At 37.4% G+C, this 16,806-nt stretch carries 14 protein-coding genes; 8 read left to right on the forward strand and 6 right to left on the reverse strand.

Going from position 1 to position 16,806, the window contains the following annotated elements; translation table 11 throughout:
- Positions 1-152: 152 nt before the first annotated feature.
- Positions 153-512, reverse strand: coding sequence for a VanZ family protein (locus tag AC2A07_RS18300; RefSeq protein ID WP_484051570.1), 360 nt, complete (start codon positions 510-512; stop codon positions 153-155).
- Positions 505-882: a glycine cleavage system protein GcvH gene (gene gcvH, locus AC2A07_RS18305; RefSeq protein WP_314498949.1), complete on the reverse strand. Its 378-nt coding sequence runs from the start codon at positions 880-882 to the stop codon at positions 505-507. The genes AC2A07_RS18300 and gcvH overlap by 8 nt, the downstream gene beginning before the upstream one ends.
- Before the next feature lie 294 nt (positions 883-1,176).
- On the opposite strand from gcvH, the gene AC2A07_RS18310 reads away from it, so the two are divergent.
- Positions 1,177-1,770: an acyl carrier protein phosphodiesterase gene (locus tag AC2A07_RS18310; RefSeq protein WP_484051571.1), complete on the forward strand. Its 594-nt coding sequence runs from the start codon at positions 1,177-1,179 to the stop codon at positions 1,768-1,770.
- 5 nt (positions 1,771-1,775) lie between these two features.
- On the opposite strand, the gene AC2A07_RS18315 is transcribed toward AC2A07_RS18310, so the two are convergent.
- Complete coding sequence (locus AC2A07_RS18315) at positions 1,776-2,300, reverse strand: DUF6702 family protein (protein ID WP_484051572.1); 525 nt, start codon at positions 2,298-2,300, stop codon at positions 1,776-1,778.
- Positions 2,301-2,377: 77 nt separating this feature from the next.
- Positions 2,378-5,614, reverse strand: a complete 3,237-nt coding sequence (locus AC2A07_RS18320; protein WP_484051573.1) for a S8/S53 family peptidase — start codon at positions 5,612-5,614, stop codon at positions 2,378-2,380.
- A 109-nt stretch (positions 5,615-5,723) separates the two neighbouring features.
- Between AC2A07_RS18320 and AC2A07_RS18325 the strand changes: the two genes are divergently transcribed.
- Together AC2A07_RS18325 and AC2A07_RS18330 are read left to right on the forward strand one after the other, a co-directional pair.
- Positions 5,724-6,302, forward strand: a complete 579-nt coding sequence (locus tag AC2A07_RS18325; RefSeq protein WP_484051574.1) for a HupE/UreJ family protein — start codon at positions 5,724-5,726, stop codon at positions 6,300-6,302.
- A gap of 66 nt (positions 6,303-6,368) precedes the next feature.
- Positions 6,369-8,747, forward strand: coding sequence for a M1 family metallopeptidase (locus AC2A07_RS18330; RefSeq protein WP_484051575.1), 2,379 nt, complete (start codon positions 6,369-6,371; stop codon positions 8,745-8,747).
- A 156-nt stretch (positions 8,748-8,903) separates the two neighbouring features.
- Here AC2A07_RS18330 and AC2A07_RS18335 read toward each other — a convergent pair whose 3' ends face one another.
- Positions 8,904-9,602: a LytR/AlgR family response regulator transcription factor gene (locus AC2A07_RS18335; protein WP_484051576.1), complete on the reverse strand. Its 699-nt coding sequence runs from the start codon at positions 9,600-9,602 to the stop codon at positions 8,904-8,906.
- The gene (locus AC2A07_RS18340) at positions 9,599-10,708 is read right to left on the reverse strand and encodes a histidine kinase (protein ID WP_314498969.1); all 1,110 of its coding nucleotides are present in this window, start codon (positions 10,706-10,708) and stop codon (positions 9,599-9,601) included. The genes AC2A07_RS18335 and AC2A07_RS18340 overlap by 4 nt, the downstream gene beginning before the upstream one ends.
- Before the next feature lie 150 nt (positions 10,709-10,858).
- Here AC2A07_RS18340 and AC2A07_RS18345 point away from each other — a divergent pair, with 150 nt between their 5' ends.
- The 5 genes from AC2A07_RS18345 (at position 10,859) to groL (ending at position 16,455) form a co-directional block, all read left to right on the forward strand.
- Entirely contained in the window at positions 10,859-11,554 is a 696-nt protein-coding gene (locus AC2A07_RS18345) for a DUF2490 domain-containing protein (protein ID WP_484051577.1), read from the forward strand.
- A gap of 18 nt (positions 11,555-11,572) precedes the next feature.
- Positions 11,573-12,859, forward strand: a complete 1,287-nt coding sequence (locus AC2A07_RS18350) for a CitMHS family transporter (RefSeq protein WP_484051578.1) — start codon at positions 11,573-11,575, stop codon at positions 12,857-12,859.
- Positions 12,860-13,045: 186 nt separating this feature from the next.
- Positions 13,046-14,260, forward strand: coding sequence for a dicarboxylate/amino acid:cation symporter (locus tag AC2A07_RS18355; RefSeq protein ID WP_484051579.1), 1,215 nt, complete (start codon positions 13,046-13,048; stop codon positions 14,258-14,260).
- Between the two features lie 181 nt (positions 14,261-14,441).
- Positions 14,442-14,720: a co-chaperone GroES gene (locus AC2A07_RS18360; protein ID WP_314498976.1), complete on the forward strand. Its 279-nt coding sequence runs from the start codon at positions 14,442-14,444 to the stop codon at positions 14,718-14,720.
- Between the two features lie 109 nt (positions 14,721-14,829).
- Complete coding sequence (gene groL, locus AC2A07_RS18365) at positions 14,830-16,455, forward strand: chaperonin GroEL (RefSeq protein WP_314498979.1); 1,626 nt, start codon at positions 14,830-14,832, stop codon at positions 16,453-16,455.
- Positions 16,456-16,806: the final 351 nt, after the last annotated feature.

Raw genomic sequence — 16,806 nt, forward strand, 5'->3', positions numbered from 1 at the left:
AAAATAAATGCCCCTGAAATCAGAGGCAAAATATTCTATCAGAGATTAATCTCAAGCATTAGCAAGCCTGTAAAATACATTAATAGACTAAAATTCAATTATTGCGAAGATGTAATTTCAAAAAACACTAAAGCCTTTATTTAATAAAACTGTTAAAAGTATCGTTTGATTAATATCTTATAGATGTAATAGCCAAGAATACATCCTACAGCATCCGCTACAATATCAAGTGTTTCCATTGATCGGCCTAGATGCATTCCGTCCTGCAGAATTTCTGTCAGGAATGCATAAATAAGGATAATCTGAAAAAAATAGGAAAAACTGATTCTTGGGAACGCTGCCTTGAATGAAAATCCCAGCATTGCAAATATCCCAAGGTGTAAAACCTTGTCAATACCATCAAACATAAAAAAGTATTCATGGTTTTCTACACCGGGACGAAGGAGCATATAAGTAAGAAATGCCCAATAAATGGGCAGTATCTTTATAAATATGTTTGAAATCTTATCCAATGATGGCTTGGTATTCTTCTGCAGAAAGCAATTCTGACTGGTCTGCACCCTCAGCAATTTCTAATTTGATGATCCAACCGTTTCCATAAGGCTCTGTATTCAATAATTCAGGCTGATCCTCCAAAGCAGCATTGAACTCAATCACTTTCCCAGAGATAGGCAAGAATAAATCTGAAACTGTCTTTACAGCTTCTACACTTCCGAAAACATCGCCTCCATTGATATCATCTTCCAGAGTGTCAACATCTACATAAACGATATCTCCCAACTCTCCCTGTGCAAAGTCTGTAATCCCAATAGTAGCGACATTACCTTCGATCTTTACCCATTCGTGATCTTTAGTGTACTTTAATTCTGATGGTGTGTTCATTTTATTTTTTTATTTAATACTTACAAATTTATTCAAAATAGGGATATGCTCAAAGAAAATAGATAATTATTTGATAAGATATACACATCGGAAAAATAAGAGGCACAGGATGACTCATTTCATTCATTTAGGTTTCGATGTTCTGAATAAGGAGCATATTAAATTTATTTGTTTTTTCTTCCACAACATCAGTGCTTAGATGAGATCTGCTTTCAGTATATAATGCCAGACTTGATATTCGGATTCTCATCATCAATATTGATGAATTTTATTTAAAAACTTCTATATTCGTTTATGAATTTTCTTGCACACTCCTATCTTACTTTTAATGACGGACAAATTGTCGGGCAGTTTCTTGAAGATTATATACGGAATAAAGACCGATATTCGTATCCTAAAGATATTCAGGACGGAATTACCTTACATCGCGCGATTGATACCTATACAGATTCTCATCCGGCAATCCATGAAGCGAAAAAAGTTTTCAGTCCGTTGGTAAGACTCTATGCCGGCGCATTTATTGATGTTTCTATGGATTATTTTCTGGCCACAGACCTGAGTATATATTCTCCGAAAGAATGGAAAGAGCATTCGAGAAAAGTGTATCGGGTACTGAACGAACATGAAAGATTCCTCTCTGTCAATTTTAAAAGAATGCTCATCAGAATGGAACATGATGACTGGCTGTACAATTACCGTAACGACCAGGGAATTAAATTCAGTATTCAGAATGTATTGCATAAAGCAAAATATCTGGATCAGGGCATTCCTGTTTTCCAGGCTTTCCTTGATAATAAGAATGTTCTGCAAAAATGTTATGATGATTTTTTTCCGGATCTTTTAGCTCACATAAAATCAGAAAACAAATTGCTGCAGCTCAAAAAATAAACAGTTTAAAACTGCTGATACAGATATCGGTCAGGATATGTTAATTTTTCACTTTTTCTGTTTCCGTTGACAATGATATGAACAAGATTAATCTGATCATCAAATAAATTATAAAGAAAACTTACTGCAGCTTCCACTTTTTTGGGATTGGCTACTTTTTCAGATTCCAGATAGATATTCACTGACTCACTGTCTTCTTCATAACCGACATAATTAATCTTTAAAAATTGATTATCGGTTTTGAGCTTTAAATATTCCGAACTGTAATTTTTCAAAGCTTCATTAAGCTGCCCTTTGTATTTTGCATCATTAAAGTGATAGGACTTTCCATATTTCTTTGCAAGGCCATTTTCCAGGTCATCAAGAAAAAAACGTCCGGTAATTTCAAATGTTTTAGACTTCTCATTATAGTTGATCTCGACAGATCCTACATGATAAGGATGAAATTCTTTAATTTCAGAAAAATTTTGAATTCCGAATAGAGGAAATAGAAAAAACAGAGCGTACAAAAAGTTGAGCTTGAAAAACATGAGACTGGATTAGATGACAAATATAAGAAAAGCGGCAGTTATTCACTGCCGCTTTTCTTATAGTAATTACAACGAGATTATTCTTTAATAATCTTTTTTACGATTTTTGAATTATTATCCAATGTAATTATAAAAAGATAACTTCCAGCTGTAAGATCAGAAATATCTATTTTAGAATCAGCAGAACTGATCTCAACATTTCTGATAAATTTTCCCGAAATATCCTGTATCGTAACTACAGCTTTAGAAGTTTTACCCAAAGAAAAGTAAACAGTACTTTTTGCTGGGTTAGGGTATACAGTGATCCCTTCATTTTTTGCAGTATCATTTACTCCTAAAGTAACCGAATTCGTTTTTACGAAATACCCACCAAATCCTGTAGTCAGGAAACTTACTTCCCAATATTGATAGGTATCGTTCCAAAAGATATCAGACACATTTGGAATAATGACAGAAGGAGCACTTCCGAATGATGCTACAGTACCTGTATTGCCTGCACTTGTTCCTGTATATTTTTCTACAATAAGATTCGTTTTATTTGCCTGATCAGTTCCTGATGTCGGCAGTTTAACTGCGTTCGACATATTGTATGCATCAAACTCCGCTTGTGTAAAGTAAAGCGTTACTCTTCCCGTAGCATTTCCCGCGCTGCTTTCAGGATTTATTTCAAATCTTCTTGATACGTAATTTGACTGGGCGTTATCCACCCAAACTTTAGAGGTTACATTTCCTGATACCGTACCTGACGTCTCTTTTTCTATTCTTGAGATCAGCTGACAGTTGTTCACAAAATAATTATATCCTGCTGTAACCGGAGCCTGTTTTGTTTGATTTGCTGTTGCTAAAGCTTTCACTTCTGCCACATTTTCATAAACTGTTGCTCTCATTTTAAGATCAAATGCAGCCGCAGTCCAATTTATCCCATTTGTCGAAATTTTTGATCTGTTATCTACCGCTATAGATTCATTTTTAATAGAAACCATTCCCCCTACACCATTGATGACAATGTAAAAATCTTTACCTGTTAGAGTCTGAACATTTAAATCTGATAAATTGATATAGTTCCATGTTAATCTCTGAACATCATTCTCCCATGAAGATACTGTTTTGGCAGCAATAATATCTCCGGGATTTCCATTGGCGTCTACCTTTCTCACCTGAATATCAACTGATAGATCATTAGGAATATCAGCAATCCCTGTATGGAAAGAAAAGCCTCCCAATTTACCTGTCAGTGTCGGGGTATAAAGAACAGCTAAGGCCGCATTGTTAAAAGCAGTATTATTTTCTGTATTTGAAATGACATATGGTTCATCATAAGTGACAATCTCAAAATCAGACTTTAAACAATTAACCTCATCCGTAACTGTTTTATAAATATCCAGTTTGCCAAAACCCCATCTTGAATTTGGAATATTTCCTGTTGCTCCGTCTTTTCTTGCGTTTTGGGTTAATTTGCTTTTCACAGCAGAAGCAGTCAGACCAGGGTTTGCCTGCAGCAATAATGCAGCGGCTCCGGCAACTCCCGGTGCCGCCATACTTGTTCCCGCATTTCTTACATAGTAAGGAGTTCCAAAAATAATGCTCGTTGCTGCAGATGCCGCATTTATTGATCTTGAAGAAATAACATTCTGTCCTGATGCGGTTATATCAGGCTTCTGAAAGCCATCAACCCTGGGTCCCTGAGAACTAAACGCTGAAATTGATTCCTGAGGCGTACCAGTAGTTAATGTCTGATTACTAGAACTATACCAACTTGCTCTTCCCATATAGGAGGCTACTGTAATAGCGCTCGATGCATTTCCGGGGGAACCAACAATATATTCATTATTTCCACCAGTCAAAGCAGTTGCGACATCCCTGTTATAAATCCATCCATGAGTAGTTATCTGCTGCACTCCGTCATTGGTGATCTCTAAGGTGTATATCCCCTGAGCATCGATTACAGAACTTGCACTACGGCTCAAAAGCAAAGCAACAAATCTTTTATTATTATCAGAATCTGTATAATTAAACATTCTGGCAGATAATCCGCCCCCAAGAATACTGTGGGTGGTGTTCGAACTAATGTTTTGGGTGAATACCTGACCATCGGGCGCTGTTAATCTTGCTGTAACAGGACTGCTGTTATCCGTATACATGACAAATGAAAAAACGTTTTGAGCAGAAGTATCACTACTTACGGTAAATGTATAAGACTGCGTTTCAGCAGGAGCAATATCAACCGTTCTATGAAGATTAAATTGATAATCGTTACCAGCAGAAATAACTGCCACTCTACCCGGTCCTGAAGCTGTAAAATTATCCACTGCAACCTCATGGCTTGCGGTACCGTCATGTGCAGAAAGCTGCCCGCCAATACTCATATTGACCACAATAGGTTTATTCAAAGCCTCAGCCACATTTTGGAAATATGTCAGGGCATTGATGGTGTTTGTTGTTGAAAAAGATCCGTTTCCACCTTTTACTACTATGATATCAGCTTCAGGTGCAAATCCTTTATGCCTCAGGTCTGAAAATCCAGTTCCGTTCCCTGCTGCCGTTCCGGCAACGTGCGTTCCATGGCCATTGATATCATTTTCGCGGACAAAATTGGCCGGCGAACCATCCAGTTCATCTTCAATCTGTGCTCTTGTATATTCCACTCCCATATTAAATCCGGCAGGTGATGTTTCTGATCCCTGCGGTGTAATGGTCTGATCCCAGATTGAGTAAATCCTGCTCTTTGTCTGATCAGCAGCATCTCTGAAATCCGGATGGCTCCAATCTATACCTGTGTCATAAATTCCAACTAAAACTCCTGTTCCTGAGTAGAAAGTATTGTTAAAGGCACCATCCTGTAAAAGATTCGCTCCTGACTGTGCTCTGCTTACATCATTATGCAACTGATCAAAGTTCGGAGACTTTACGGAAGTTACATAAGGGAGCTGCAGAATTTTTTCAATATTTTCTATCCCTACCAGTGCAGTTGCGAAGTTTGGCAATACGCTCTGGACAAGTATACCATCTGATTTTAATTTTTCTGGTGTTTTCGTATAAATAATACAGGAATACATTACTTCTGGACCCTTTGAAGTAACCACCAGATGCTTATCAAGCTGCATTTCAGGATTGTCAAAATCTTTAATCCTGATGCCTTTTGAGATTTTGTCTTTGTTTTTAATCAGCATTTCAAACCTGTAGTCTAATTTCTGAACCTGTCCTGACATACTGTAGGAAAACAACCCGAGAAAAACAACAGCGAAATTTCGCAAGAAAGCGTTCGCAGCAAAAGGATTACGTACTTTTGCTAAAAAAAGTTTTTTTAAATTCATCTTGTGTAATTTTATAACAGTACAATTATACGATTTTTATTTATTTTAACACTTATTATTACCCTAAAAATAATTTAACCGTAAATAATTCATTAATTTAACATTTTTCATGAACGATTTTATATTTTATCTGAAACTGGGATGGGAACATATTATATCCCTGGATGCTCTTGATCATCAGCTTTTTGTTTTAGCTCTGATCGCCGCATATACTGTAAAAGACTGGAAAAGAATTCTCATTTTAGTCACAGCTTTTACGGTTGGTCATTCGGTTACTTTAGCATTAAGTATCCTGAATGTTGTACGCCTACCTTCAGATTGGGTAGAATTCCTGATACCCCTGACTATAGTTCTGACAGCTGCCGGAAACATATTAATGAAAAACAAAAAGCAGACTCAGAATAAAACCAATTACTATTTAGCCTTATTTTTCGGATTAATTCATGGATTAGGTTTTGCGAATACCGCAAGGATTATGATTGCAAAAAGTCAAAACATAGCTGTTCCTTTACTGGGTTTTAATATTGGTCTGGAAATCGGGCAAGTCGTGATCGTAGCCGGAATACTGGTCTTTCTGTCTGTTTTGCTCAATCTTTTTAAAATCAACAAAAAGGATTGGGTTTTATTTGTTTCATCAGGCGTTTTTGCACTGGCCTTGAAAATGACATTGGAAAGAATGCCTTTTTAAGACCAAAACATTTTTAAATTTTCAACAACTTATCATTATATTTGATCATTCTTAAATTATTCATCCATGCAACTAAAAGTAACAGTACTATCTGTATTTTTATATATAGGTGTCTCTGCCCAGAATATTCAAAACAACCCCGGGAGTAATCACGGAAACCGGTTTGAACAGTTGGGAACCATCCTTCCGACTCCGAATGTTTACCGAACTGCTTCGGGAGCACCCGGAAGTTCTTACTGGCAAAACAGAGCAGATTATGATATCACCGCCTATCTTGATGAGGATAAAAGAAATCTGAAGGGGTCGGAAAAGATTACCTATTACAATCAGTCTCCCGATGATTTAGATTATATCTGGCTTCAATTGGACGAAAATCAGCAGTCAACGGTTAAAAAAGCAGATTATCAATCATCTTCCACATTACCAAAATCTTTAAATGACCAACAGGTAAAGACCAGTGATCTTCCTGCTAAAGACAATGGATATGGCGTTAACCTTGAGAAGGTTACTGATGCAACTGGCAATCCTTTAAAATATACGGTCAATAAAACAATGATGCGTATCGATCTTCCGAAAACTCTGAAAAAGGGAGATCAGATTACTTTTAAGATCGACTGGAACTACAATATCCCCAACCGGATAAAAATGGGTGGCCGCGGCGGCTACGAAAATTTCGCAGAGGATGGAAATGATCTTTACACGATTACCCAATGGTTTCCAAGAATGTGTGTCTACAGTGATTTTCACGGATGGCAGAATCATCAGTTCACAGGAAGGGGTGAATTTGCCCTGGTTTTCGGAAATTATAAAGTTTCGATGAATGTCCCCGCAGATCATGTAGTGGGCGGAACCGGGGAATGTAAAAACTATGAACAGGTTTTATCATCTGAACAATTTTCTAGATATAAAAAATCACAAACTTCAGATGAGCCTGTAGAAATCGTAACGCTTGACGAGGCTAAAAAAGCAGAGAAAAATCACTCAAAACAGAGAAAAACATGGATTTTCGAAGCGAAAGATGTCAGAGATTTTGCATGGACTTCTTCAAGAAAATTTGTCTGGGACGGAATGGGGGTAACAATTCCTGAAAACAGCAATAAAGTAATGGCAATGAGTTTTTATCCTAAAGAAGCTTATGGCCTGTACAGAAAATATTCAACCAAAGCGGTTGCCCATACCATTAAAACCTACTCGGAATTTACAATCCCATATCCCTATCCTGTAGCACAGTCAGTGGAGGCAGCGAATGGAATGGAATATCCGATGATCTGTTTCAACTTCGGAAGAACAGAAAAAGACGGAACATATTCTGAAGGCACTAAAAATGGGATGATCGGTGTGATTATCCATGAAGTCGGGCATAATTTCTTTCCGATGATTATTAATTCAGATGAAAGACAGTGGAGCTGGATGGATGAAGGACTGAATACGTTTACAGAATATCTTACAGAGGAGAAATGGGACAATAAATTCCCTTCAAAGCGTGGACCTGCATGGACGATCGTAGATTACATGAAACTTCCGAAGGATCAACTGGAGCCAATCATGAGTAATTCTGAAAATATTATTCAGTTTGGTCCCAATGCCTATTCAAAGCCAGCAACAGGGCTGAATATTCTGCGTGAAATGATTATGGGAAGAGAACTTTTTGATAAAGCTTTTAAAACCTATTCAAAAAGATGGGCATTCAAACATCCTGAACCGGCAGATTTTTTCAGAACAATGGAAGATGCAAGCGGCGAAGACCTCGATTGGTTCTGGAGAGGATGGTTTTACGGAACAGATCCTGTAGATATCTCCATCGATAAAGTTACCGTGGCAACTCCTGATTTCACATCGGTAAAACCATCTGAAGAAACGAAATATAAAGTTGAAAAGCCTTTACAGAATGAATTTACGGATATCTCAAAAATAAGAAACAGGGAAGATAAAAACATTACTTTCCAGGTAGAAAAAGATAAAAATTTACAGGATTTTTACTACCGTTATGACAGAGGACAGGAAAAAGTGGATGCTAATAAAGAGTATACTTTCAAAACACAAGGGAGCAATGCTGTAGATAAAAAAGATCAGGATCAACTGAAGAATATTACTGCCTATCAAATTGATTTTGTCAACAAAGGCGGTCTGGTCATGCCGATCATACTTGAATTTACATTTGAAGACGGGACGACCCTAAAAGATAAATCTTCTGCTCAGATCTGGAGACTTAATGAAAAAAAGGCTTCAAAAACTTTCTACTTTGATAAAAAATTAAGATCCGTGCAGCTCGATCCAATGCGGGAAACAGCAGATATTGACACTTCCAACAATTTCTGGAGTAATGACGGAACAGCTTCTGAAGTTTCAAAATTCCAGGTATTTAAACAGAAACAGGATGGTCCTGTAAGAGGGGGAGCCAATGGAAAAGTTAATCCAATGCAGGCTGCAGGAAAGAAAAATTAGAATTTAAACAGTAATTGATACAGAAAAGTTTATTGAACGCCGTTTCAATAAACTTTTTTTTAAAATCTAAAGGTTCCTATCCCTAAATATTCTCATGATCTGTAAACAGGCTCTTAATAATCGTAACGTTAAGTAGCAAATTTTAATAAATTCTTTTTAATTGAGATGCGCTTTCAATAAACTCTTATACGTTCTGCCCAGCGGAAGCTTTTCTCCATCTTTAAGGTATACATTCCCGGTATCGTAAGAACTGATATGGTAAGACAATACGATATATGATTTATGAATACGTATAAATCCCAGGTCTTTAAATTTTTCTTCAAAATTGGACATCCGGTCAAGAATCATGTACTTTTTAAACGAGGTTACGAGAATAATATATTCTCCAAAACCCTGAATCCATTTGATATCTTCGAGCAAAACCTTATTCATGATATAATTGGATTTAAACATAATAAAATCCTCCTGCTTTTTATCGTCCGCTGATTTTTTAAACTGTAAAAAGTCTCTTGCCTTGCTGACAGCCTTTTTAAATGTATCAAAATCAACCGGTTTTACAAGATAATGGACAACATCCAGTTCAAAAGCTTTTACCGCATGTTGTGTCTCCAGGGTAAGAAATATACACAAAGGTTTGTAAGGCAGCTGTTGCAGAAGTTCAATACCGCTCATATACGGCATATTAATATCAAGAATAACGAGGTCGACTTTATTTTCACCGAGATACTTCAATGCTTCTTCCGGATTCTGAAATCCTTTTAAGAGATTAACACCTTCAATCTGATCACAGTACTGCTTTATAAGCTGCAGAGCAGGATATTCGTCATCTACACTTACTATTTTCAACTCGGTCATGCTAATTTAATTTTTAAAACGGTTTGGTATTCATCCTTCCCCTGCGCTTCAGAGAGAAAAGCAAATTTTCCCGAGTAGTTTTTTTCTAATATACTCGTTACGGCTTCATTTCCCAATCCTCCGTTATCTCCCTCATCCATAACAGTCTTCTTTCTGGCAACGGTATTAATAATTTCAAAAAGCACCTCCTGCTTTTGTATTTTATACCTGACGTTTATAAAACTTTCAGATTCTATTCCAATTGCAGAATGCTTCAGTGCATTCTCAAAAAGCGTCAGAAAAACAGAGGGCGGAATTTCAATCAGATCCCATGTTTCTTCATCCTGAATATCAAAAGATATGTCGAGCAGATTATTGTATTTCAGCTGATAGAGTCCGGCAAGGGATCTAATGGAGGCAAACTCCTGAGCAATGGTGATCTTTTCTTTATTGGTATCATAAATGACATACTGAAGCAGTTTACTGAGCTGCAATATGGATTCTGATGTATTTTCTGAAGCATGAAAACTTTTTGAATAGATATTGTTCAGGGTGTTCAGTAAAAAGTGAGGATTCAGTTTAGATTTAAGAAGATCCAGATGCAGCTGATCCTTTTCTTCTCCCAGATCTATAAAATCTTTTTCGATCAGAAATTTATCTTTTGTAATCCCAAGAAATGACGAGACCAAAATCACGATCCCCTGTGCAGTATAAACATTGTATAAAAATTTTGTGTTGGAAAGTGTTTCATTAAAATTCATTCTGAAAACAGCGGGTTCCAGTAAAATCCTGAACAGACTTGACAGCAGAAAACAGATCAGTGCATACAAAATAAACTGCGGATACTTATTGGACAGATAAAACTGCGGAACCAGATAATAATATACAAGATAATACAGCCCAATATTGAAAATAACAACAGACGATACACAAAAAATCAGTTCCGGGGTATTAAGAAAGTAGTTTTCGGTGAAAAAAGTGATCAGAATGAAAACAAAAAAGAATAAACCGTGCTGAAACTTCAATAAAAAGCCCCAGCGGTATTTCATCAGCATTCTGAGAATCCTGTCATTAAACAAAACCCTAAAAACCAACAGTATAACAACAATATTAACCAGTAAGAACATGCAAAAACAAAGATTTTCAGTCCTTCAAATATAACATCTTTTTTTTCCTGTCGTGCAGTTCACTGATAAAATCTGCCATTGATTGAAAAATCAGCCGGCGGTTTCTTGTTCTGGATATATTTGAGATAACAGATATTAATCAAATATTACATGAAGATTAAATTAAGCTTAATGATGATTTTACTGCTCGGTTTCTGCACTTCAGCAACTGCACAAAGCCGTGATAATTACAATATGTGGTTCCAGTATCTTATGTCTGCACGATTAACAGACAAAAGTACTTTAACAGCACTTACGCAGTACCGTTCTTTTGATATTGTTTATGATACAAGACTTTTTCTGGTTTCTGCTTATGTAGACTATGAAATAGCCAATGATGTAAAACCCGCAGCAGGATTTATGTTTCTGGTTTTAGATTCTTACAGAGCTGACAATACCAAAAAGGAAAGATATGAGAAACGCCCTTTTCAGCAGGTCAGCTTAGGGGGTAACATCGGCAGGACTGTCGTCTCGCACCGATTCCGTGTAGAAGAACGGTTCATAAGTAATCCTGATGAATTTATTGTAAGGCTCCGCTACCTTATTTCCCTGAGAATTCCTTTTAACAGGAAGGGAGAAAAAGAAAAATTCTACGGGATCCTGAAAAATGAAATCAGAATGAATGTGGTTAAAGAAGATCCTTTCGACAGCAACCGTCTGACCGCAGGATTAGGAATAAAAACAGGGAAGAATTCTGCTTTAGAGGTCGCTTTTATCAATCAGCTTGAAACAGGATCTACCAGCAATTACGGATACATAGGATTCAGAAATACCTTTGACTGGCGAAAAAAAGAACAAAACAGATAACCTAAAATACACTCACTTATGCTTACATTCCTTGGATTTTTAATGATCATCATTTTTATGGTGCTCATTATGAATAAAAAAATGACCCCGCTCACTGCACTGGTTATCGTTCCCGTAGTGATTGCCCTGTTTGCGGGTTTTGGCCCTGAACTCGGAAATATGATGAAAAACGGGGTTAAAGAAATAGCACTTACGGGCGTCATGCTGATTTTTGCCATTCTTTATTTCAGTCTGATGATCGATACCGGACTGTTTGAACCTTTGGTTAAAATCATTTTAAAAGCAGTAGGAGACAATCCTGTTAAAACAACCATTGGTTCCGCCCTTCTTACTACCCTTGTCTCATTAGACGGCGACGGATCATCTACTTACATTATTGTCGTTGCAGCGATGCTGCCACTTTATAAAAAGCAAGGGCTTAATCCTTTAATATTGACCTGCATCATTATGCTTGCGGGCGGAATCATGAACATTCTTCCCTGGGGTGGCCCCACCGCAAGAGTTATGAGTTCTCTGAAATTAAGCCACACTGAAATTTTTGTTCCCATGATCCCGATTATGGTTTTAGGAATTCTGTGGGTGATTTTTGTTGCTTATATATTAGGAATAAAAGAGAAAAAACGTATTGCGAAATACGGTAAATACACTAAATACAGTAATAATGATATTGCCGGTGAATCTGATCCGAAACTTCTCCGCCCGAAACTGATCTGGATCAATCTTGCCCTCACCCTGATCCTTTTAACGGTCATGATCCTTGATATTGTTCCATTGGGTATTGCATTTATGATTGCCTTCTGTATTGCTTCTGTAATTAACTATCCGAAACTGAAAGACCAGCAGAAAATCATGTCGAAACATGCAGGAAATGCTTTATCAGTTGCAGGGATGATCTTCGGAGCAGGAATTTTCACAGGAATCCTTAACGGATCCGGGATTATGCAGGCAATGGGAAACAGCATGATCGATGTAATCCCGAAAAGCTGGGGCAGTTCCCTGAATATCATCACAGCAGTATTCAGTGTTCCCCTGACATTCTTCCTTACCAATGATGCTTATTATTTCGGAATCCTGCCTATTATTACAGCGACAGGACAGCAGCTTGGCATTCCGCCGGACTTATTGGGAAGAGCGAGTCTTGTCGGGCAGGCTTCCCACCTTTTAAGTCCGCTTGTTCCCTCAACTTATTTACTGGTTTCTCTCGCAGGAGTAGAATTTTCAGATCATTTAAAATATACTTTAAAGTGGGCTGTCGGATCATCAATCGTAATGCTGCTGGGAGCACTGTTGCTTGGAGTCATATAGGATCAGGTAACCTGAATATCGATTGACATTTTTTCGAGATTCAAGATTTCCAAATCTGATAAAAGGATATTGAACTGTGAGAAATTTATTCTTTAATACCTTTCTGTTTCTGTAACCTTAATTTTTTTAATGGGTTTCATGTTAAATTAATACCTTTATTCCGATGAAGAAAAAATTGTTTTTGAGATGAATCTATTCCATACAAGAAAGACTTTTACTGGCAGATATTTAAGAAATCTTACGCTGTATGTTTTTGCTGCTATTATCGGCGGGGTACTTTCAGGTTATTATTTCCCTGAGCTGAGCATCAGACTCGGGGTAGTGAGCCGTTATTTTTTCATTGTTCTGGAAACCCTGATCCTTCCTGTAATTTTCATGGCAGTAATCTACGGAATAAGTCACCTGGCAGATATTAAAAATGCAGACCGGATTATCTGGCAGACCGGCCTGTATTTTATCCTGACCACTTCAGCCGCCATTTTACTAGGTTTCGTTTTTGGTTTTGCTGTACAGCCGGGTGCTGATACTGGCATTGACACCAGCACCATAACTACCCCACTCCCGAAAAGCTTTCAGGTTAATGAAGATTCTATCACATCGGTTCTCTACCTCAACCGCTATGGGATTTTTCTTCTTTTATCAATTGTAACAGGGGTTTCCATCAGTCTGTCAAAGAAAAGGAAACGTTTTCTTCAGGTACTGGAAAATGGCATCGGCAGTTTCTATACCGTTATCAGATATGTATATATTTTACTTCCTGTGATTATCTTCTGCAATATTGCTTTTGGCATTTCAGTCTACGGGATCAATACACTTTTACCGCTCAGTAAAGTCATTGCTACGGTTTATCTTGCAGATCTGTTTTTTATTTTTGGTATTCTGGGGCTTGTTTCCTATCTGTTTAAATTTAATCTCTGGAAATTTCTGGTCAATATAAAAGAAGAAATCATTCTGGTAATCACAACATCTTCGTCAAAAACCGCCTTTCCTATTATTTTTGAAAAAATGGAGAATGAAGGATACAACAGAAAAATCTTAAGGTTTATTATTCCGCTAGGGTACAATTTTAACCTGGCAGGAGCCTGTATTTACCTTTCAGTATCATGCTGTTTTCTGATCCAGTTCTACCAGATTTCTTTAAGCATCAATGATTACATCTGGCTATTTATTATTATTTCCATAACGTCCAAAACGGCTTCCGGAGTTCCAGGCTCAGGATTTCTTGCACTTGTATTTACCTTAAACCGTTTCGGAAAAATCCCATTAACAGATATTGCATTACTGTACAGCGTTGACCGTTTTATGAATGAAGCCAGATCTGTAACGAATTTTATCAGCATTGCTGTCTCAGGTGCCGTTATTTCAAAACTCAATCAGCATCACACAAATAACCGTCACTAGCAATATGACCTGCTGACAATTTTATTTTTTGACTATTCGGCTGCTACAGTTTTTTTGCTTAAAAACTATTTTTCTGCCAAAATTTCACATCTTTAAAAAAAATCTGCCAAAAATCTATTAACGGTCTGTTGGCACAGATTTAGAGAATTACAACACAGAAATAATTAAAAATTAAAATATTATGTCAGTAAACTTTAAACCCTTAGCAGACAGAGTGCTTATCGAGCCCATCGCTGCAGAAACCAAAACAGCTTCAGGTATTATCATCCCAGACACTGCAAAAGAAAAACCACAGGAAGGTACAGTAGTCGCAGTAGGTCCGGGTAAAGTAGACGAGCCTACAACTGTGAAAGTAGGTGATAAAGTTCTTTATGGAAAATATTCAGGTTCTGAATTAAAATTAGACGGAAAAGACTTCTTAATTATAAAAGAAGGAGATCTGCTTGGAGTAATCGGATAAGATTCACGATACAACATATCAGATTTCAGATTATTCAAATTAAAAATCAAATTAAAAACACGTGTTACATGTCTAACTTCTGACATCTAACATCCAATATCTAATCAAAATGGCAAAAGAAATAAAATTCGATATCGAGTCAAGAGACGCTTTAAAAAGAGGTGTTGATGCATTGGCAAATGCAGTAAAAGTAACTTTAGGACCAAAAGGAAGAAACGTAGTAATCGAAAAATCTTTCGGTGCACCTCACGTAACCAAAGATGGTGTTACTGTAGCTAAAGAGATCGAACTTGAAGACAGAGTAGAAAATATGGGAGCGCAAATGGTAAAAGAAGTTGCTTCCAAAACCAATGATATCGCAGGAGACGGTACCACTACCGCTACTGTATTGGCACAGGCTATCGTAAGAGAAGGTCTTAAAAATGTAGCTGCAGGTGCTAACCCGATGGATCTGAAAAGAGGGATCGACAAAGCAGTTACTGCTGTTGTTGCCAACCTTAAATCTCAGTCTAAAGAAGTTGGGGATTCTAAAGAAATGGTGAAGCAGGTTGCTTCAGTTTCTGCCAATAATGACGAAACCATCGGATCTCTGATCGCTGAAGCTTTCGGAAAAGTTGGTAAAGAAGGAGTAATCACTGTGGAAGAAGCTAAGGGTATCGATACAACAGTTGATGTTGTAGAAGGTATGCAGTTTGACAGAGGATACCAGTCTCCTTATTTCGTAACCAATCCTGAAAAAATGGTGGCTGAAGTGGAAAGCCCATACATCCTTTTGGTAGAGAAAAAAATCTCTTCAATGAAAGAATTGCTTCCTGTTCTTGAACCTATCGCACAAAGCGGAAAATCTTTACTTATCATTTCTGAAGAAGTTGAAGGTGAAGCTTTAGCTACTTTAGTGGTAAACAAATTGAGAGGTTCTCTTAAAATTGCTGCTGTGAAAGCTCCGGGATTTGGTGACAGAAGAAAAGCAATGTTAGAAGATATTGCTATCTTAACCGGTGGTCAGGTAATTTCTGAAGAACAGGGTTTCACAATGGAAAACGTATCTTTAGATATGTTGGGAACCGCTGAAAAGGTAACGATCGATAAAGACAACACAACTATCGTAAACGGTGGTGGTGACGAAAGCAAAATCAAAGGAAGAGTTGCTCAGATCAAAGCTCAGATGGAAACTACAACTTCTGACTACGACAGAGAAAAATTACAGGAGAGATTGGCTAAACTGGCCGGTGGTGTTGCCGTACTTTATGTAGGTGCAGCTTCTGAAGTTGAAATGAAAGAGAAAAAAGACAGAGTTGACGATGCATTGAACGCTACAAGAGCAGCTGTTGAAGAAGGTATCGTTGCAGGAGGTGGTGTTGCTTTGGTAAGAGCGATCTCAGCTTTAACTGACCTTACAGGAATCAATGCTGACGAAACTACAGGAATCAGAATTGTAAAAAGAGCAATCGAAGAACCATTAAGACAAATCGTTGCCAATGCAGGAGGTGAGGGTTCTGTGATCGTTGCTAAAGTTGCTGAAGGCAGCGGAGACTTCGGATACAATGCTAAAACTGACGAGTATGTTAACATGCTTGAAGCAGGAATCATCGATCCTACAAAAGTAACAAGAGTTGCTTTAGAAAACGCAGCTTCTGTTTCCGGAATGCTTTTAACAACTGAATGTGTAATCACTGAAGTGAAAAAAGACGAGCCAGCTATGCCAATGGGTGGCGGAATGCCGGGAATGATGTAGTAGTCATCACCGATTTAAAAATAGTAACCGTCCTGCTTTTGGCAGGGCGGTTTTTTTATGACACATGGCTTCATATAAGACTTTATGATATAAATTTTAGATTAAGGCTAATTGTCTCACCACCAAAGCAATAAAGTATTGAGTTCTAAAAATTAATTGATCAATAATTATTTTTTAAAATATGTTCTGAATTTCAAGTAAATCTTTTATTTAAATTAAATATACAATCCGCTCCGCAAAGTCGACTTTGTGGCAATGTAAAAAGATCCCATCTCATAACTAAACAAACTCTTTTAGCTCGCACCCACTCCCAGCTCCGCAAAGTCTGCCGACTTTGCGGCAATGTAAAAA

It is taken from the genome of Chryseobacterium sp. HNCC26DJ238 (genome assembly GCF_057180465.1).